The sequence below is a fragment of the Pseudovibrio sp. FO-BEG1 genome, assembly GCF_000236645.1.
Taxonomy (GTDB): Bacteria; Pseudomonadota; Alphaproteobacteria; order Rhizobiales; family Stappiaceae; genus Pseudovibrio.
Window position 1 is genome coordinate 4,670,200 of record NC_016642.1, and the last position, 20,224, is coordinate 4,690,423.

A 20,224-nucleotide genomic window follows, 5' to 3' on the forward strand; every position below is an offset into this window, starting at 1 on the left:
AGCGTATTCCTGAAAAAAGACTCCGGCTTTCGGAGAGGAATACCTGACATTCTCAGTGCCCCTGAACAGGAGCGATTGTTTTCTCCTGAACATACATAGTCGAACCACAGCGAATGATTAGATCACTATTTGGAAACAGTCCTTGCACGCATCATCGACAATCCCAGCAAAGAAAAAGGGCTGCAAGTTTCCTTGCAGCCCTGATTAATCTTTAATTTTCAGCGCGTTATTCCGCAGCTTCACGAGCCATTGGATTATAATTCAGGATTGGAGCCAACCAGCGCTCAGCGGTTTCCAAGTCCCAGCCCTTACGAACCGCATAATCCTGAACCTGATCCCGCTCGATCTTACCAACACCAAAGTAATGGCTGTCAGGATGCGAGAAGTAGAGGCCAGACACGGCTGAACCAGGCCACATCGCATAGCTCTCAGTCAGAGAAATGCCAGTCTGCGCTTCCGCATCAAGCAGCTCCCACAAAGTACCCTTCTCAGTATGATCAGGCTGTGCTGGATAACCCGGAGCCGGACGGATACCATCGTAGCCCTCTGCGATCAGATCAGCATTAGAAAGCGTCTCATCCGGTGCATAGGCCCACAGCTCGGTACGCACCAGCTGATGCATACGTTCTGCAAGCGCTTCCGCAAGACGGTCTGCAATCGCTTGACTGAGGATCTTGTTGTAGTCGTCACCTGCATCCGCATAGCGCTTGGCAAGCACATCCTCACCAATACCAGCAGTAACAGCAAAGCCACCAACATAGTCCGGAATGCCGCTTTCAACCGGCGCAACAAAGTCCGCCAGCGCCACATTGCCACGATCAGAGGAAGAACGGTCCATCTGCTGACGAAGCGTGTAAAGACGCTTCAGCTCTTCTGTACGGCTCTCATCCGTGTAAAGCACCAGATCATCACCATCCTGCGCACATGGCCAGAAACCCACCACAGCATTCGCCTGCAGCAGTTTGCCGTCCACGATCTCCTTCAGCATCTCCCGCGCATCATTGTAAAGCGCCTGAGCTGCCGGGCCGTAACGATCATCCGTCAGAACCGCCGGATAAGCCCCTTTGATCTCCCAGGTCGCGAAGAACGGCGTCCAGTCGATGTAGTCCACCAGCTCTTCCAGAGAGAAGTCTGTGAAGGTCTTGGTGCCGAGGAACTTCGGCTTGGTTGGCTTGTGCGTTTCAAAGTCCGGCTTAAAGCGGTTTGCCCGTGCCGTCTCAATGCTCGCACGCACCTTCTTGTTCCGAGCCGCCGCATGCTTCTCAGCAACATCCACGTACTCAAGGCGAGTGTTCTCGTAGATCTCCTCACGGCCACCCTCAGCCATCAGGCGAGACGCAACACCAACCGCACGGCCAGCATCCGTCACATAGATCGCCTGACCCTTGGAGTAGTTCGGATGGATCTTAACCGCCGTATGCACACGAGAGGTCGTCGCGCCACCGATCAGCAGCGGAATATCAAGGCCCTCACGTTCCATCTCGGAAGCCACGTGACACATTTCATCCAGAGAAGGCGTAATCAGACCGGAAAGCCCGATAATGTCCACGTTGTGCTTCTTCGCTTCATCAATGATCTTCGCAGTTGGCACCATGACGCCAAGGTCGATCACTTCGAAGTTGTTACACTGCAGAACAACGCCAACGATGTTCTTACCGATGTCGTGCACATCACCCTTCACAGTCGCCATCAGGATCTTGCCGTTGGATGAGCTTTCATCCAGACCAAGCTCCTTCTTCTCCTGCTCAAGGTAAGGCATCAGATAAGCAACCGCTGCTTTCATCACGCGAGCAGATTTCACCACCTGTGGCAGGAACATCTTACCAGCACCAAACAGGTCACCCACCACGTTCATGCCGTCCATCAGCGGACCTTCAATCACGTGCAGCGGACGATCCGCCTTCTGGCGGGCTTCTTCTGTATCCTCAACAATGAAGTCAGTGATACCGTGAACCAGAGAGTGTTCCAGGCGCTTTTCAACGGTGCCTTCGCGCCAGGTCAGATCAACTTCACGCTTCTTGCCACCGGCGCCTTTGAACTTCTCAGCAGCATCCAGCAGACGATCCGTGGAGTCCGAACGGCGGTTCAGCACCACATCTTCACAAAGCTCACGCAGTTCCGCAGGCAGGTCATCATAAACCGCCAGCTGACCTGCATTCACGATACCCATGTCCATACCCGCCTGAATGGCGTGATAGAGGAACACAGAGTGCATCGCTTCACGAACAGGCTCGTTACCACGGAAGGAGAACGACAGGTTGGAAACACCACCAGAGATATGCGCATAAGGCAGGTTCTCAGAAATCCAGCGTGTCGCTTCAATGAAGTCAACGCCGTAATTGTCGTGCTCTTCAATACCGGTCGCCACAGCAAAGATGTTCGGATCGAAGATGATATCTTCCGGTCCAAACCCAACCTTGTCGACCAGCACATCATAAGAGCGCTTGCAAATCTCAATCTTGCGCTGAAGCGTGTCTGCCTGACCAGTCTCGTCAAACGCCATCACAACCACAGCAGCGCCATACCGACGGATCAGCTTGGCCTGCGCGATGAAATTCTCCTCTCCCTCTTTTAGGGAGATGGAGTTCACCACAGCCTTGCCTTGCACGCATTTCAGGCCAGCCTCAATCACAGTCCATTTGGAACTGTCGATCATCACCGGAACTTTCGCGATATCCGGCTCAGCCGCAATCAGGTTGAGGAAGGTAACCATGGCTTCTTCACTGTCCAGAAGCCCTTCATCCATGTTGATGTCGATGATCTGTGCACCATTCTCCACCTGAGAGCGCGCCACATCCAGCGCCGTGGTGTAATCATCATTCTTGATCAGCTTACGGAAGCGTGCAGAACCCGTCACGTTGGTACGCTCACCCACGTTCACAAAGTTCACGTCCTTGGTGAAAGTAAATGGCTCCAGACCTGACAAACGCATCAGGCGTGGCACTTCTGGCAGTGCGCGTGGTGGCAAGCCTTCAACAGCATCTGCAACTGCTTTGATGTGCTCCGGTGTCGTACCACAACACCCACCAACCACGTTCACAAGGCCAGCTTCAGCAAACTCTTTCAAAAGCCCAGCCATGTACTCCGGGCTCTCATCATACTCACCAAACTCGTTCGGCAAGCCAGCATTTGGATAAGCACAGACCAGCGTATCAGCCACACGGGAAATCTCATCCACGTGCGCACGCATCTCTTTCGCACCCAACGCACAGTTCAAGCCAACAGTAAACGGCGCAGCATGACGAACAGAGTTCCAGAATGCTTCTGGCGTCTGGCCGGAAAGTGTACGTCCGGAAAGGTCAGTGATCGTACCGGAGATCATAACCGGCAGCTTCACGCCCTTCTCTTCAAACACCTCATCAATCGCAAACAAAGCCGCTTTTGCGTTCAGTGTATCAAAGATGGTTTCAACAAGGATCAGATCACAGCCACCGTCGATCAGACCACGTGTTGCTTCAGCATAGGAGTCTTTCAGATCATCAAAGGAAACCGCACGGAAACCCGGATTGTTCACATCAGGAGAGATGGAAGCTGTCCGGTTGGTCGGTCCAAGTCCACCAGCCACAAAGCGGCGGCGGGATGGATCAATCTCCTTCATCTGCTCAACAGCTTCACAACAAAGGCGCGCACCTTCCTTGTTCAGCTCATACACGATGCTTTCCATCGCATAGTCAGCCTGCGCAATGGAGGTTGAGGAGAAGGTATTGGTCTCAATAATATCCGCACCAGCCTTCAGATACTGAAGATGAATGTCCCGAATGGCATCTGGCTGCGTCAGGATCAAAAGGTCGTTGTTACCCTTCAGGTCCTGGTTCCAGCTTTTGAAGCGCTCACCTCTGAACTGCTCTTCGCTAAACTGAAGATTCTGGATCATAGTTCCCATGGCGCCATCCAGAACAAGGATACGTTCCTTGGCGGCTGCTTCTAGGGCTGCAAAAATGTCCGAACCGGTCTTTTTCACCTGCAAACTCATGGGATCCGATCTTTTCTAGTACTTTATTTTGTGCGGGTCACGGCTGGGCCATAACCCGATAATTATCTCTGCTGACGTGGATTAGGTTCAGGCGGCGACAGATGCTTTCACATCCTGTTTTGCCCGAAGACCAAGCATGTGGCAGATCGCGTAAACGAGGTCTGCCTTGTTCATGGTATAGAAGTGGAAGTCCTCAACACCGTCATCCGCAAGGCTCATCACCTGCTCAGCCGCCACCGCTGCGGCAACCAGCTCACGGGTGCGAGGGTCATCATCCAGTCCATCAAACCGGTGCGCCAGCCAACCCGGCACAGAAGCACCAGTTTTCTTCGCAAAACCGGAAATGCCCTTGAAGCTGGTCACAGGAACAATGCCCGGAATGATCGGAATGTTGATGCCAGCCGCCCGAACGCGGTCCACATAGCGGAAGTAATGGTCGTTATCGAAGAAGAACTGCGTGATCGCACGGGTCGCGCCCGCATCCACCTTTGCCTTCAGCACATCCAGCTCAGCATCCCAGCTTGGAGATTCAGGATGCTTCTCCGGATAGGCAGAAACAGAAACCTCAAAATCACCAATCGTCTTGATGGACGCCACCAGATCAGCGGTAGACTGATAACCACCTTCATGCGGATGGTACTTCTCACCAAGACCAGCAGCCGGGTCACCACGCAGCGCCACGATGTGACGAACGCCAGCATCCCAGTAAGCCTGAATAACTTCGTTCACTTCTTCCTTGGTGGCATCCACACAAGTCAGGTGAGCAGCTGGCTTCAGAGCAGTCTCATTCACAATACGCGAAACGGTAGAGTGAGTACGTTCACGGGTCGATCCGCCAGCACCGTAGGTGACGGATACAAAGCTTGGGCTCAGTGGCTCAAGCCGTTTGATTGACGACCAAAGCTGTTGCTCCATCTTCTCGCTCTTTGGAGGAAAAAACTCGAAAGAAACGGAGATGTCAGAGGCTCCATTGAGCCTAAAACGGCGATCGATACTATGTTCGCTCATAACTAAGCAAGCTCCTTGGTCGGATCCGCTACAGGCAGGTCGGTCACAACCCGACGATCCTGAGCGAGCCAAAGGGTAACAGTTAATTTGTCTTTTTCCCCCGCGCCCGGGGTAAGATCATTCGTTGAAACAAGCTCCAGATCAGCTTCTGCAAGCCAATTGCCCACTTGTTCCTGAGAAAAGCCAAGACGACGATGCGCATGCTTTTCCCGCAAAAACTCCAGTTCGTGAGGAGCAAAATCAACGAGCAAGAGGCGACCACCCGGCCGTAAAGTACGGGCAGCTTCCAAAATCGCCCGCCCAGGCTCTTCCAGATAGTGAAGAACCTGATGAACCACCGTCAGATCAGCTGTGTCCGGTGCAATCGGAAGCGCATAAATATCGCCCTGACGCACCTGTGCTTTCTGCAAGCCCACGCGGTCCAGATTGGCCCGCGCCACAGAAAGCATGTTCTGGCTGGTATCAATGCCAATGCCACGCTCGTATTGCTCGCTGAACAGTTCCAGCAAACGTCCGGTTCCAGTCCCAAGGTCTAGGAGGGTATCAAAGGACTTGGACCCCACAAGCGCACGCATAGCAGCTTCGACAGCAACTTCAGGAACATGAAGACTACGCTCCTTGTCCCAGTTGTTGGCACGTGCTGCAAAGAAAGCCGCCGCTTCCTCCGCCTTTGCACGGCGCAACGACACCAAACGGTCATGGTCAGCAGCAAGCACCGGATCACTCTGCTGGCTTTGCGCAACAATGCGCCGCGCCAACTCTGCCGGGCCGCCTTCACCAAGACGGTAATAAACCCAGGCCCCTTCCGGATAACGCTTGATCACCCCGGCCTCACACAGAAGCTTCAGGTGGCGCGAAATCCGAGGCTGGCTCTGCCCAAGAATGACTGTCAGATCCTTCACGGTCAGCTCGCCAAGCACAAGCAAAGCAAGCAGACGGATACGTGTCGTCTCACCACAGGCACGCAAGCAGCCCACCAAATCCTCTACCGGGAGTTTGCCTTCTGGTTCATTATTTACTGTCGTTATCAAGCCTATTACCGCCGCCAGCTGATCGAATAATATGATATAAAGATATCTTTATACGTATAAGAACTCGATGACAAGGAGGAACATTCCCTTCTCGCACCAAAAGAGGAATAGTTTTTCTGAGTTTTCCTTGAAAATTGGCTGATCAAATTTCAACTCTGACATTCCCATGGGTCAAACAGAGCGAAAAACCGCCAATTTGCAGCGTTTATGCCTTGGAAGGATTATCCGGATCATCATCTTCAACAATCGGTAAAACAGCACCACCCATCGCCTTTTTCTGTGAGTCAGAGAAAGACTGGCCTCTTGCAGCCCCTTCATCGATCCGTACCTTCACCTCACGGTGGGCAAATGTGATGCCTTCGCGGTTGAAGATTTCCCGAATGCCCGCAAACACGGCCTTCCGTAAAATGTACTGATCCCCTGGCCGCGTCGTGAACTTCACGCGCACGATCATCGCTGAATCTTCCAGCGCAGTGATACCTTGTGATTGAAGCGGCTCCAGAAACTTCTGCCCCAGCTCAGGATCATTCAGCAGCTTGTCTCCAAGCTGAGAGATCAACTCCCGCATCCGATCCACATCCGTATCGTAAGTGACCCGAAACGCCAGCTTCATCATGGTCCAGTCACGGGAAGAGTTCTTCACGAAAGACAAGTTGCCAAAGGGAACCGTATTCAGAAGACCATCAGACTGACGCAGTTGCATGGACCGGATAGAGATCCGCTCAACCGTCCCTTCCACATTGTTGGTCACATAAATGTACTCACCCGTGCGAAAAGCATCATCCAGTAGGAAGAACGCACCTGAGAAGATATCCTTAATCAACGTCTGCGCCCCAAAGCCAACCGCAAGCCCAACAACACCAGCACCCGCAAACAACGGGCCGATGTTCACCCCGATCTCTGACAGAGCAACCATGCCGGAAAGCACCACAATTGAAATCAGCAGGAAATTTCGCAGAATTGGTAGCAGTGTCGCCAACCGCCCCATCTTGGCCTGTCCGCTCTTGTCACTTTCAGAGATCTCAATCTGACGCTGAATGGTAATGTGAACGGCCTGATAGGCCATGTAGCCAAAGAATACGATCAACGCCACTTCAACCAGATTGCCAAACAGCCCATCCTGCTTGAAGAGATTGATCCCCCACGCTTCGATGATGACCGCCAGACCAAACATCAGCGTCACCAAACGGGCGCCATGGTCCAGTAGTTGCCGATAAGGTTGTCGCCCAGCCTCCTTATCCGCGGCCAACGCCCGTGCCTCCGCGTTGACTTCCTCTTGGTTGTAAGAGTGCCCTGCTCTTTCCTCCACCTGCACAATCTCTTCAACAAACGCATCTTGCAGCCTGTCGATGTTGATCGGCGGCAACAGCCATTTATCAATAACGAGAAGAAGAATGCCATAGAGCAAAACACTGGCAAAGATCGCAACAATCGGCGCAAGCAGCAACAAACTGTCGTAGGTCAGCCCCAACAGCAGCCGGTGCGCAAACACAAGCCACGCCACCAGAAAGTAAGCCAGCGCAGCCAGATGCCAGTTCTGACTAAACAGCCGCCGCCAGACCCGCCGCCGTTGAGCTGGATCTTGCTGACCTGAAAACCAGTTCCCAATCGGCCTGCGATAAATGTAGCAGATCACCGCAGCGGACACCGCCAGAAACAATCCACTCTGCAAATCCAGAATACGCTGCGCATTGGCATTAAGCGACAAGTGACTCATCCACCTGCCAAACGCCAGAAGGAAGAAGGCCACACCACCACAAAAAACAATGGCATGTAGAAAGGATCGCGCAACTTGATCATCCAGCGGCACCACCCGGTGATGCTCATTCCCGACAGCCAGAAAGTTGCGCGTAAAGACAAGCAGCAGCCGGAAGAAGAAGTAGAAGCTGGCAAAGATCAACGCCGCATGCCGCACACTCTCAGTATTGTCTGAGATCACGAGAATAAGTGCGAAGGTCACAATCACATGCAGAAAGATCGCTGCCACCTGCACCAGTGACCGGGAGAACAGAAAACCAATCTTCTCCGCCCTGCTCTCTGGCTTACCCCGATAAAACCGCAGCAACCGCTTAGCAAACAACTTGTCAGCCAACAGCTCCACCACAAAACCAATGGTGACAGCAAACAGCGTCAGCGCAAAAATCTGCCAGACCCAGGAGATATTGGTGTCTGGCCGCGCCCGCTCCAAAGCGTTGTGAACGTGAACCGGAAAGTTACCCAGATCCAGCAGGACAGCATTCAGGGACTCGCTGGAGCGATCGATATTCTCCAGCGAGAACAGCTCAAGGCCATTCGACAGCCCAAAGACCAGCTCCTCATTGCCCATAGCAGCAGGTGCGCTCTGCACCACCATCTCCTGCTCCGCAACCATGGGAGCTGCGGCAGCGGGAGTTCCAGTTTCCACCGTTTGCGCAGCCACGAAACTGATGTGCAACAGGAGCCCCATACCAACAAGAACAAGCAGCGTCAGAAAGGAGATAAGGAAATTAAGGAAGCGATCCGCTTTAGCACTGTCAGAAGAAACTTTTTTGCTTTTTCTTACTTGCATCAATCCTGCTTTGGCTACACGACCCAATCAGGCAGGAGTAAACACGACGAGTACCTAAAGTTGCTTTTGAAGAACCACTCGACTTTTGGATTAAATTGACAAAGAAAAGGGCCGCCGAAGCGACCCTTGAATAACCAATGCATAAAGAGCGGGCCCTAAGCCATCCATTGCTCTTTCCAGGTGATGAACTGCTTATAAGCTTCCTGCTGATCCAGCGCCTGATAAGTCTTCAACGCAGCCTGCCGCTGAGAGTTGGAAAGGCGATACCGCCATGGCCCAATCTTCAACAGTGCCTGAACAGTCATCATGCCAAAACCGGAAGCCCGGCACACAACAAGGAATGGCTCCGTATCGTTGCGCACAGTCCAATGCTGTGCCTCTGAATGACCAATCCCCGCCAGCATCGCAAATGCAGCAACAGCCTCGGCAAAGCGATCCTCTTCCGCATAAGCCCGCAGCGCATTTTCATTGAGGCGGCCCTGACGAACCAGCTCCATCACACGGCCACGTCCAGTCTCAAAGTCATAACGACCAAGCCAGAACTCGTTGGAAAGCTTACCTGCTGCAATCCGCGCAGCTTTTGGCAGCTTGCCTGCAACATCGCTTGCACCTTCTTTAATAAGCTGCTTACGAACCTGCTCACTGGCAAAATTAATGAGGGCTTCGATATGCGCATCAGCAAGGTCCGCACGCTGACCAAGCGCCATCTGCAGCACCTCATCCCCGCGCGCTTCACTCATCAGGGATTTCACACTGCGTTGACCTAGTACCGCGCCATCATTACCAGCAACAGTCTGTTTCACCTCGGAGTTTCCAAGATCGACCAGAACCTCACTGATATTCTCTGAAATCACATCACGCTTTGCAATCGCCAGACGGTGATCATCACTCTTGCTGCGCGCAATGCTCACCAGATCACTCTCACGCAACACATTAGAGCTCCGCAGCAGCGGCTCAGCAATATCAATCTCATCAAAGGCAAGTTTGCGAACAGTCTGTTCCGGAGCTCGGCGCACTTCAGAAAGCTGCTCAGCCATATAACTCAGCGCATGCCGCTCAACCATTTCTGAGAGACGGAGCATGACGCTATCATAGATATCAATCTGATCATCAGAGCACCGCTCCCACGTCCGGGCAAACAAAAGTGCCACATGGCGGGCAAGCTCCGAGCGCCGCTCGATATTTTTTTCAAGCGCCAGAGATTTGAAGTCAACGATATGAGAAGCCAAGTCAGATGACATTTAAAACACCGATGGGATACGCAAACTGATAAAAACCTAAGAAACAGGATTAAACAAAACCTAACTCAATCTCTTCTATTTTTAGTTAATTTAGAAAAATTAATGTGCGATTTGCATGCTTTGAATAACAAAAAAACCAATAAGTTTTCGGGCTCTAGCGAGATCCTCAGAAATTTAATTAAAAAAATAAGCAACAACAAGGGCTTACAAAAATATCACAAATCCTTAACCACGTTCATCTGTTCGGCACATGCCCCAAGCCTCGTTAACTTCCTGTTTGTGACACACTCTCTTTTTGTCAGAACGTCCCCAAATTTTGAGTGGCTTCATCAACATTTACGGCGTTCAAAACGTTAATTCCTTACCAAAAGGTCAAGTTCCGGATGAGGCACTCTTGAGTCGCCCGAGGTTAAGTTTCTAAGCCACCTAAGAAAATCAACAATTTCAGAGCGGCAATAGCATCAACATTTCATCAGCAAATGTGAATTCAGTTTCACCCCGCAATAAGATATTTTTATCTCATGCTTACATTCAAACAACTTCGCTATTTCGTCGCTGTCCAACAGCACGGCCACTTCGGAAATGCCGCGGAAGAAGTCTGCGTCTCCCAACCCGCCCTTTCCATGCAGATCCGCGACCTGGAGAAAGAGCTCGGCCTGTGCCTGATCGAAAGAAACGCCCGCTCCATCCGCCTGACACCGGAAGGCGAAGAGATCGCGAAGCGTGCGAACCAGATCCTGCGGGAGATGCAAGACCTTAAAGCCTACGCAGAACACGCCGCCTCCCCTTTGAGCGGAACTATCCGCCTCGGCGTCATCCCCTCACTCGCCCCCTACATCCTCCCCAAACTGCTGCCAGCTCTCACGAAGCAATACCCAGCGTTGCAGCTTGATCTTCGCGAAACACTGACCGCCACCCTGCTCAGCGAACTAAAACACGGTACTCTGGACGCTGTCCTCGTGGCTTTGCCTGTTGAAGAGCCCGATCTGGAAGAAGCTCCAATCTTTGAAGATCACTTCCTTTTAGCTGTAGCCAGTTCACGCGAAATCGACGAACGCAAACGCATGGGCCCTGACGATCTTCACGGTGAGAACCTGCTGCTACTGGAAGAAGGTCACTGCCTCAGAGATCAAACACTGAGCTTTTGTGGATCAATTGGTCAAAATCAGTCAGCTAATGTGGGCGCCACAAGTATCGCCACAGTCCTCCACATGGTGGCCGCCGGATATGGGGTAACCGTACTACCGGAAATTTGTGCAGATACAGAAATCGCAGATGATCGCATAACACTTTTGCGGTTTGCAGAGCCCCAACCTTCCCGTAGGATAGGTTTAATCTGGCGAAAAACTTCGCCTAAAAGCGAGGATTACATGGCGCTCGCAAGGTGTTTGCGTAACGTCACCAACTAATGAAAGTAGTTAATTCAACCCGTTGCTGTGAATAACCGAAAAATATACCGTATGACTGCATACGCATTATCGATTTTTCACTAAGCTATAGAATATGGAATAGAAGAACGACTCTTATTTAGATGAACTTCCTTCCATTCAAACGCACGCTATTACACCATCAGCCATTTTTTGTTGCTCGGTGTAAAACAGGAATCCAATACCTTGAGCAATGAGATCGCCCACATTGTAGACCAAGCCTTCTGCAGCTACCTTGCAGACAGCCTTGACCGGCTACAGAAGGGCGTGGCCATAATTCAGGGAAATGGCACCATCCTGCGCAGCAACGAGTTCGCTAAACGCCTGTTTGAGCAAACACCCCAGATCAAGATCAGCACCGGCAGGCTGGAGTTCACGGACCCAAGCCATCAGCGCGAGTTCCAGAACGCGCAAAGCCTGGCAACAGCCACCATTGATCTGGATGTTCAGCAGGAGCTAGTCCTCCGCCGTGACGAGGCATTCCTGCGCCCAATCCATATCGATATCCGTCTGGTCGATACGGATTATGAGGACCTGTTCTTCCTCTTCATCACCGATCTGGAAATCCAGCAGCAGATCAACATCCAGAAAGCAACCGCCCTCTTCCGCTTGACGGATAAAGAGGCAATCGTTCTGGAACAGCTGTCAGGAACACAGACAGAGCCTCAAATCGCAGCAGATCTGGACATCACCAAGAACACACTGCGCACGCACCGCAAGAACATCTACGCAAAGCTGAACGTAAGCAGCCGCGTAGAGCTGGCAATGCTTCTCTCAATTCTGGTGTAAGAGTAAAGGCCCGATTAGTTCGGCGAAACTTTGTAGAGGCAGCGGCGATCCCCTTTGAGGATATGCTCCACACGCTCAACACGCACATCCGCACCCAGCACATCCTGAAACAGATCCAGCTCAGACTGGCAGAAATGCTGGCAGGACCGGGCTGCGGCACAGATGGAACAGTGGTTCTCCGCAAACAGGAAGCTCTCCTCCCCATCCTTCAGAACCTCAGCCATATAGCCTTCTTCACTGCGTTGCTCAGCAAGGCAATGCAGTTTTTCAGAGAGCGTTTTGGCAGACTTCATCGCAGACACATAGGACTTGCGGGACTGATCAGCACGCGCATCAATCAAGCGCTGAAGCCCCTCCTCCCCATAGAGGTCTTTGATGTTGCCAAGCAAATCGACAAGCACACCGCTATGGTTGTCAGGAAACTTCTTATTGCCAGTATCCGAAAGGCGCCAGGTCCTGCGCGGACGGCCAACAGTACCCTTCAGATCTTCAAACTCAACAAGCTCTGCTTCAAGGAGCGCATCCAGATGCTGACGAACAGCCACAGCCGTTACGCCCAGGTGTTTAGCCAGGGTTGCCGCTGTGTTAGGTCCGCGCGATTTAAGCGCGTACATCAGTCTGTCTTTTGTGCGATCACTCATAGGAAACTCATAGCACACTAGAAATTATATGAAAAGTTTTAGCTTTCCTAATAAAGCAAAAGCTACTGGGCTTGTGCCCTATGTAAACCACAGCAAGGAATCACTGATAACTTACCCATAAAATAGTATTGTCTTTGCCGCAGAAGAGATTATGCATCACAATTACTCATCTACATATGTAATGCGCAAATAAGAAATTTCACTTTTCATATAAACTGAAAAATTCAAAGACGCTTATCCCCATTTTCCTAAAATTTACCTAGTATTTTTATAGTATTCCCGCACAACATGCCCCCAAATTCTCAGAGAGACCCCCGCTTTCTTTTTGCGTAAAAGCCCATAATCCCTATCAATAGAGGCGTGGTAAACAATTGGTTGATAGTGGTGGGAATGATGTCTGAAGCAGGCAACACAAAATACAATATCGAGTACCCCGTTTACAGAACGAACCCTCATTCTGCTGAGACGCGCCAACAGCCTTTCGCGCAATCTGTCTTACGCGTCTATGAAAAACTGTTCGAGCTGCCCACCTTCATTATGATCAACCCGCAGGATGATCTCCACGATACAGAGCTCTTCGTTTCTGACAGTATCCAACCGCTGGAAGGACAGCTACGAACCCTACTGACCAAGATTACCGAGCTGCCAATCTGCGGTGATGATGTCCAGATCTTCCCACACCGATTTAGAAGTGAAAGCACCTCTGCCACACAGTTCATTGCACTCATGCCACTTTCTCTTCAGGACCGCGTCATCGCAGTCGTTGGCATCCTTTGCAACGCAGAGACAAACACGTCCACGCACTTTCCAAGAGCACACTTTCAAAAAGGCTCTGATCAGCTCATCAATGCAGACCTCACTAAGAAACTGAAAAGCTTCAGAAACCTGGCAAGAATTCTGGTTCCCGGCCTGTTGCGCATCCTCTCAGCCAACGATCTGAACGATACACTGCGCATTCATGATCCAGCCTCCGCAAGGTATTTGCTTCCCCCTCAGCAGTCCAATCCACGTGAGATTTTCACAGTCTGCAACATTGATCCACTCACCGGCCTGCGCACCCGAGAAAGCTTTGAGCAACTGATATCGGATGCAATCGAGAGCGTCACCGATCCGGACCAACGCGTCGCTTTGTTCTATGTGGATCTGGATCATCTGAAAGTCATCAATGATGCCCACGGCCACGCTGCAGGTGATGCAGCATTGGTTGCCATTTCCGATCGCCTCAAGCAAATGGAATGTGAGAACATCACCGCACTCCGGCTGGGTGGCGATGAGTTTGCCCTGCTGTTGGAAGATACCACCTGTCACCAGATCAGAGCACTGCTGGAGGAGCTGCCGGCAACCCTCAGCCATCCAATCTATCACGAGCATAGCGAGATCCGGCCCAAGGTCAGCATCGGTGCTGCCGTGTTTCCTCGCCATGCAAACAACGTCAAAGAACTGCAAGAGAGTGCCGACACAGCTCTGTATCATGCAAAGAAACGAGGCCGGAACCGCGCCAGCCTCTTCAATCAGGTGATGCGCACGCGGCTGGATCGACAAGTCACCCTGCAACGCACTGCAAAACAGGCACTCATGCAAAATCAGGTTGGCACCGTGTTCCAACCCATAAGAACTTGCAGGACCAGCAAGATTAAAATGCTGGAGGCCCGCCCGGACTGGCCCACACAGATCCTTGAAATTGCACGTGGCAGTGATCTCTCCAAAATCTTCGACAGCGCCAGCTTCAGCGACATTCTCGGCGATACTACAATTGCAGCCATCATTCACACCATGCGCGCTTGCCAGAACACATCGATGGAACCTTGGGAGTTCCTGTTCCGCGTGCCTGTGCCATCTCTATTGAAGGAAGGTTTCTGCGATGATCTCAGCTATCTGCTTCAGGAAAACAACGTCCAACCAGACAAGTTCACATTAGAGATCCCTTCCCGGGTCCTTCTGCGAGCCAACGCTCACATCCTGATCAGTCAGCTCAATGAACTCACCAGCACCGGCGTCAAACTCTGCATAAACCACTTCGATTCCGGTGGTCTCAAGATCGAACATTTCCAGAAACTGAACATCTCTTACATCAAGCTGCATGCAGGATCTGTTGAGAAGCTCTTTGAAGACGAGAAGACAGCCCGCCTGCTCATCGCAGCAACCGAGTTCGCACACGCCCTGAACATCGAGATCATTCTCTCAGAGATCAAGAACGCTCATACCGAAGAAAAGTTGAAAGAACTTGGAGCGGAATATGTTCAGGGAGAGTTCTATGCACCTGAACAACGCTTCTCGGAAATCTATAAGAAACATGTGCTGGGTATCTCTCAGGATCCAATCCAGAGAGCAAAATCAAGCATCGCACATAGAAGAGTGTCGCGCCTGCCATCATCCATGATAAATTAGTGCTCAGACATCAGCGCAAGAGATCATGTGTGAGCAGGACTAAAAGACAACGGGCAATCAGTGATGCACTCGCCACGCTGATACCACACGTACCATTTCTGGATGCAGCTGAAATCAGAAGTAAAGCCAACCAGCAACATCTGTGCCACCTACCAGCACATATCGCCGTTCTGCTGGCAACAACCAGTTATGTGCGCCACCAATACACGGACTATGATGATTTGCTGGAAGAAGGTTTGGACCGCGACGCTGCACGCTACTGCGTGGCGGACGAAATGGGAGCCACCATCACATCGTGGGGTGGCACCATAACTGCGGAAGAACTGCTGGCCGCTCCCAATGAAAGCGGCGAGCACGATCAGTAGCTATAAATTATCGGCAAACACCAATAATCCAAGTAAAGGCAAGTGCTACCAGGCACAGCGCTGGAATAATAATCGCAGCATAGCCGAAGAACGCAATTGCAAGGCCCCAGCCAACAAAGAAGTTGGCACAGAAATAGTATTTCGCTTCGCTGTTACCGTGTACAGCGTCTTTAAACAACCAGCCGATGATTGGGACGAGGAAGAGTATTTTAAAGAACAGCGGATCGCTATCCTGCTGAGCCTCAGCAGAAGACAAAGTTGTATCGCTCATTACAGTGCCCGTTTTTGATTGATGGGGAAGAACACAGTCTTGACTTACATCAATTTAGCAGTTGCGCGCATGCGTCACATCAGCACATCTACGTATAAAGCATGAATATAGAATGTGACTGCTGCTCTGCTTTTCTAAAAAACTGCACATCATACGGCAATGACCACAGGCCATTTTCCTCACAACCACACTGCCCCAACAAAAAAGGCCCGCAAATGCGGGCCTTAATTCTTTGTAGAAAGCAGTACTTAGCGTGTAAGTGGCTTGTACTTGATGCGGCGTGGGTCAGCAGCGTGTGCGCCCAGACGACGAACCTTATCTTTCTCGTAGTCTTCGAAGTTACCTTCAAACCACTCAACGTGGGAGTCACCTTCAAAGGCCAGCATGTGCGTTGCCAGACGGTCGAGGAACATACGATCGTGCGAGATAACCACGGCACAACCTGCGTAGCTCTCAAGAGCGTCTTCCAGCGCTGCAAGGGTTTCAGTATCAAGGTCGTTGGTCGGCTCATCGAGCAGCAGCACATTAGCGCCAGACTTCAGAACCTTCGCAAGGTGCACGCGGTTACGCTGACCACCGGAAAGGTCGCCGACTTTCGCCTGCTGTCCTGCACCCTTAAAGTTGAAGGAAGAACAGTATGCGCGAGAGTTGATCTCTTTCTTGTCCAGGTAGATCACTTCAGCACCTTCGGAAATTTCTTCCCAAACGGTCTTGCTGTCATCCAGCTTATCGCGAGACTGATCTACATAGCCAAGATGCACGCGCTCACCAAGCTCAACCTTACCACTGTCAGGAGTTTCCTGACCGGTCAGCAGCTTGAAGAGGGTTGATTTACCAGCACCGTTTGGACCGATCACACCAACAATACCACCGCGTGGCAGCTTGAAGGACAGATCGTCAATCAGCAAGCGATCACCAAAGCCCTTGGAGACATTCTCAACGTCGATCACGTTGTTACCAAGACGCTCACCAACCGGGATCATGATCTGCTCGATGGTAGGCATACGCTCTTCCTGAGCAGCCAGCAGGTCGTCATAAGCCTTAATACGGGCTTTAGACTTGGTCTGGCGGCCTTTCGGAGACATACCCATCCACTCTTTTTCGCGCTTGATCGCACGAGAGCGAGCCATGTTCTCACGGCCTTCCTGCTCCATACGCTTGGTCTTTTTCTCAAGGTATGTGGTGTAGTTGCCTTCGTAAGGGATGCCCTGACCGCGGTCGAGCTCCAGAATCCAGCCAGTCACATTATCGAGGAAGTAGCGATCGTGGGTGATGATCAGAACTGAACCCTTGAACTCGCGCAGGTGGCGCTCCAGCCAGTGAACGGTTTCAGCGTCCAGGTGGTTGGTTGGTTCGTCAAGCAACAGCAGATCTGGCTCGGAAAGCAGAAGCTTACAAAGCGCAACGCGGCGGCGCTCACCACCGGAAAGGTTAGTCACAGGGCTATCGGATGGAGGGCAGCGCAGCGCTTCCATTGCCATCTCAACCTGGCTTTCCAGGTTCCACAGATCCTGAGCGTCGATCTCGTCCTGAAGCTGAGCACCTTCCTCGGCAGTCTCATCCGAGTAGTTCATCATCAGCTCATTGTAACGGTCCAGCTTTGCCTGCTTGTGCGCAACGCCTTCCATCACGTTTTCAAAGACGGTCTTGTCCGGGTCCAGATGTGGTTCCTGCGGCAGGTAACCAACCTTGGCACCTTCAGCAGCCCATGCTTCACCGGTGTACTCTTTATCCAGACCAGCCATGATCTTCAAAAGAGTGGACTTACCTGCACCGTTAGGACCAAGGATACCGATTTTCGCATCCGGGTAGAAAGACAGGTGAATGTTGTCGAGTACTTTTTTAGCACCGTAGGCCTTGGAGACCCCGTGCATGTGATAGATGAACTGGCGCGCCATGGACTGCCTGCATCTCCTGATCTGTGTAAACTAAGAATTCTCTGGGAAGCACTCATAGTGGAAGCTGCGCCACGGGGCAATCCATAACACTTCAGCGAAGATCAAATCCGCCGCTTTTTTCTTCCAAAATCAGGATTTTTGCAAAGCCGCCAGCTTCGCGAAAGCAAGAAAAAGGGCAGCAAGTAAAAACCGCTGCCCCTGCTAAAAGTAAACTCGTAGAAACTTAACCCATCTTCAGCTGCGGAACCACGGTAAGATTCCGAACCACGGCATTGTCTTCAATGGCCTTCAGGCCCTTCACAGCAAGGAAGGTCACAATAGGCTCAAAGACAACAATTGCCAGATAAGACAAGGCAAACTGCGCCCACGCCGTAAACGGTGTTGCCACTTCGCCAATCATCAGCCAGAAGCCAACCATACCAGTCACACCAGCATAGTACATAGCATCCAGCTTCAGGATCTGAGCAAAGCTCAGACGTTTGGTCAGGTCTTTGTCAAACAGCTGCTTACCGCCCAGATAATGAACGGAAATCAGCGGCAGCATCAAAGACAGGCTGTTCACGCCGAGGTGGTACATGTCCTGCGGATCAAAAGCGAGTGCCTGAAACAACAGGCCGATCGCAAACCCTAGCAGAACAGGCGTAAAGCCGAGTGTCAGATACATCGCCATCGCCCCAATAAAATGAAGCTCGGATGGCCCGACAGACATATGGAAACTCTGCATGAAAATGGAGAAGAAACCAGCAGCCAAAAGTGTTTTCAGCGGAGTAAGCGGCTCTTTCAGAAATTCAGAGATCTGCTCTTTGCAGCCCCAAACAAAAACGCCGACGGCACCTGCATTGGCAGCGATAACCTTGGCCGCAGAAACGTAACCCGGTTCAATATGCATTTAATATGCTCCTCTTCGCACCCACCGTGCGGTTTGAGTTTATGTTGTGTCGGGCAGGTTTCCTGGCTCATGGCTTTTGCATCACTCGCCTTCCCAGAGATCATCTCCAGTGGCTTTTATGAGGAACGCACCACGTAACAGTTGCGGGGGCAGCTGCGGCTCGGGCCCATCTTTGGTCATCCCTACCGCATTCCCTTTTCATCCAAGAAGCTTGGCTTCTATAGAACCCAACAGCCGGAATATCGTAAATTCCAGGAGAAGACACAACTAGAAATAAGAGGAGGTTGGGAAAACGCTCAACTCCTGAGATTTTTACTCAGAAGAAGCCACTGCAAGCTGCAGGCAAAAAAAGAGGCGTGTACCCGGTGGTACACGCCTTTAAGAAAGTTGACACTCCCCCATCCGAGTGCCAGCCGAAGCTGCATTTAGAGATATCAGAGTGCTCCATCCCTTCATTGATCTTCATCAAAATAAATAAAATTACTTCTGAAACAGCAGATATTATTCATTGTTGCAAAACTAGTCAGTCCTTCAATCGATTAAAACTAGAACAACTCAAATATATCTCTGAGAGACCTCAACGAAAGTCTCAGTATTTTCTACTAATTCTTACTCAGGCTGGTCACGGAGGGAGCCTGCCACGAAAACTTCCTGAGCCAATGTCTCTCTGGTGAAATCACAAAGCTCCAAGAATCAACCTTTCCGGAGACCTTATCTGGAGTTGTGCCGGAGGCTTCTTGTACCCCACTCTGGCCAGACGCAATCTGAATTTTCAAAGTGCCCACGCCTTTCCCTGCCAGCTGCAATAGCCCCAGATCTGTCTGTGTACGGCCCAGAAAGACTGTGGGGGCTGCGCCAATCCGATCCCAGATCGCACGCGCCAACTCCAAAGACGGGGTTTCACTAGAAGTCGCTGACACTTCAATAACCCTGAAACGTGGCAAACCATAGTTCAGCTCCACCATGGTGCGATCCACTTCATGATCACCAAAGCTCAGCACCCAGATTTCAAAGTGATGTTCTTTCAGGAAACCCACCAGTTCCTTCAAAGGCTGATAGGCGAACTCCCGATACTTGGCACCAACTGCTTTCGGCCCATTGAGAGACAAATGAGCTCGCACGCTTTCGCTGTAGTCAGCGAAACTGCCAAGATCTCCGTCAGCATTGGGTGGCACGACTTTATTGTCAGCGCTCTGTACAGCGGCGCTCCACAATGCACCATCGCCCACAAGCACGGCAACTCGGTCTTCCAGTGCCACAAACTCCGGGCTTTCCGTCCGCCCCATGCGCTCAATGCTCTCGATAATCCCGTGACGTGCTGAGGTGGAACTCCAGCTTGGCAGGATATTATCCCGCTCACCACCGGTTGGCTGCATGACTGAAACTGCGGAGTATAAAAACAAGCTGGACCACTGCATCGCTCAAGATCACCCAGAAGCTGTTCAAGCAAGATGGAGACCTACAATGCACATCAATTGCCCATAAAAAATGAACTAAATGCAGTTGTGAAAAGAGAAGAGAATCATGATTGACGGGCGGAATCTCTTTTCTCTCAACTTGAAGACAAATACGAGTATTCACGTATATAAGTAATTTCAATCACCGAAACTTTTACTTACAATTTTCATCAATTTGCTTTGAAAGCGTCAGATAAACGTCATATACGCCTCTCTTTTCGATACTTTTTAGGATGAAACCCTCAACTCCCTAGAATTCTTAATAAATGCGCAACAATTTCAAACAATTATGCCCAAG

Annotated in this window: 14 protein-coding genes and 1 riboswitch; of the genes, 4 read left to right on the forward strand and 10 right to left on the reverse strand. The window is 51.2% G+C overall.

What is annotated here, in order from left to right; genetic code table 11:
- Positions 1 to 226 precede the first annotated feature (226 nt).
- The 5 genes from metH to PSE_RS21055 form a co-directional block, all read right to left on the reverse strand.
- Positions 227 to 3,973 (reverse strand): methionine synthase, encoded by a 3,747-nt coding sequence (gene metH / locus PSE_RS21035; protein WP_014286646.1) that lies wholly within the window; start codon positions 3,971 to 3,973, stop codon positions 227 to 229.
- 87 nt (positions 3,974 to 4,060) lie between these two features.
- Positions 4,061 to 4,981, reverse strand: coding sequence for a methylenetetrahydrofolate reductase [NAD(P)H] (metF, locus tag PSE_RS21040; RefSeq protein WP_193384375.1), 921 nt, complete (start codon positions 4,979 to 4,981; stop codon positions 4,061 to 4,063).
- A gap of 2 nt (positions 4,982 to 4,983) precedes the next feature.
- Complete coding sequence (locus PSE_RS21045) at positions 4,984 to 5,958, reverse strand: metalloregulator ArsR/SmtB family transcription factor (protein WP_008547773.1); 975 nt, start codon at positions 5,956 to 5,958, stop codon at positions 4,984 to 4,986.
- Between the two features lie 259 nt (positions 5,959 to 6,217).
- Positions 6,218 to 8,560, reverse strand: coding sequence for a mechanosensitive ion channel family protein (locus PSE_RS21050; RefSeq protein WP_041768732.1), 2,343 nt, complete (start codon positions 8,558 to 8,560; stop codon positions 6,218 to 6,220).
- A gap of 155 nt (positions 8,561 to 8,715) precedes the next feature.
- On the reverse strand, positions 8,716 to 9,801 hold the full coding sequence (locus PSE_RS21055; protein ID WP_014286650.1) for a DUF2336 domain-containing protein: 1,086 nt from the start codon (positions 9,799 to 9,801) through the stop codon (positions 8,716 to 8,718).
- A 521-nt stretch (positions 9,802 to 10,322) separates the two neighbouring features.
- Between PSE_RS21055 and PSE_RS21060 the strand changes: the two genes are divergently transcribed.
- Together PSE_RS21060 and PSE_RS21065 are read left to right on the forward strand one after the other, a co-directional pair.
- Entirely contained in the window at positions 10,323 to 11,210 is an 888-nt protein-coding gene (locus tag PSE_RS21060; protein WP_014286651.1) for a hydrogen peroxide-inducible genes activator, read from the forward strand.
- 204 nt (positions 11,211 to 11,414) lie between these two features.
- The gene (locus PSE_RS21065; protein WP_008547980.1) at positions 11,415 to 12,017 is read left to right on the forward strand and encodes a helix-turn-helix transcriptional regulator; all 603 of its coding nucleotides are present in this window, start codon (positions 11,415 to 11,417) and stop codon (positions 12,015 to 12,017) included.
- 14 nt (positions 12,018 to 12,031) lie between these two features.
- On the opposite strand, the gene PSE_RS21070 is transcribed toward PSE_RS21065, so the two are convergent.
- Positions 12,032 to 12,658: a metalloregulator ArsR/SmtB family transcription factor gene (locus PSE_RS21070; protein WP_008547428.1), complete on the reverse strand. Its 627-nt coding sequence runs from the start codon at positions 12,656 to 12,658 to the stop codon at positions 12,032 to 12,034.
- A 390-nt stretch (positions 12,659 to 13,048) separates the two neighbouring features.
- On the opposite strand from PSE_RS21070, the gene PSE_RS21075 reads away from it, so the two are divergent.
- Complete coding sequence (locus PSE_RS21075) at positions 13,049 to 15,046, forward strand: diguanylate cyclase (RefSeq protein ID WP_014286654.1); 1,998 nt, start codon at positions 13,049 to 13,051, stop codon at positions 15,044 to 15,046.
- A gap of 29 nt (positions 15,047 to 15,075) precedes the next feature.
- The gene (locus tag PSE_RS21080; protein WP_014286655.1) at positions 15,076 to 15,411 is read left to right on the forward strand and encodes a DUF2293 domain-containing protein; all 336 of its coding nucleotides are present in this window, start codon (positions 15,076 to 15,078) and stop codon (positions 15,409 to 15,411) included.
- Positions 15,412 to 15,418: 7 nt separating this feature from the next.
- On the opposite strand, the gene PSE_RS21085 is transcribed toward PSE_RS21080, so the two are convergent.
- The 4 genes from PSE_RS21085 to PSE_RS21100 all read right to left on the reverse strand — a co-directional run bounded on the left by PSE_RS21085 (position 15,419) and on the right by PSE_RS21100 (position 19,887).
- Complete coding sequence (locus tag PSE_RS21085; RefSeq protein ID WP_008548148.1) at positions 15,419 to 15,682, reverse strand: hypothetical protein; 264 nt, start codon at positions 15,680 to 15,682, stop codon at positions 15,419 to 15,421.
- 248 nt (positions 15,683 to 15,930) lie between these two features.
- Positions 15,931 to 17,580, reverse strand: coding sequence for an energy-dependent translational throttle protein EttA (gene ettA, locus PSE_RS21090; RefSeq protein ID WP_008548166.1), 1,650 nt, complete (start codon positions 17,578 to 17,580; stop codon positions 15,931 to 15,933).
- A gap of 223 nt (positions 17,581 to 17,803) precedes the next feature.
- Entirely contained in the window at positions 17,804 to 18,469 is a 666-nt protein-coding gene (locus tag PSE_RS21095) for an energy-coupling factor ABC transporter permease (RefSeq protein WP_014286656.1), read from the reverse strand.
- Between the two features lie 34 nt (positions 18,470 to 18,503).
- Positions 18,504 to 18,715, reverse strand: a riboswitch (cobalamin riboswitch).
- 356 nt (positions 18,716 to 19,071) lie between these two features.
- Complete coding sequence (locus PSE_RS21100; protein ID WP_208998014.1) at positions 19,072 to 19,887, reverse strand: hypothetical protein; 816 nt, start codon at positions 19,885 to 19,887, stop codon at positions 19,072 to 19,074.
- Positions 19,888 to 20,224 lie beyond the last annotated feature (337 nt).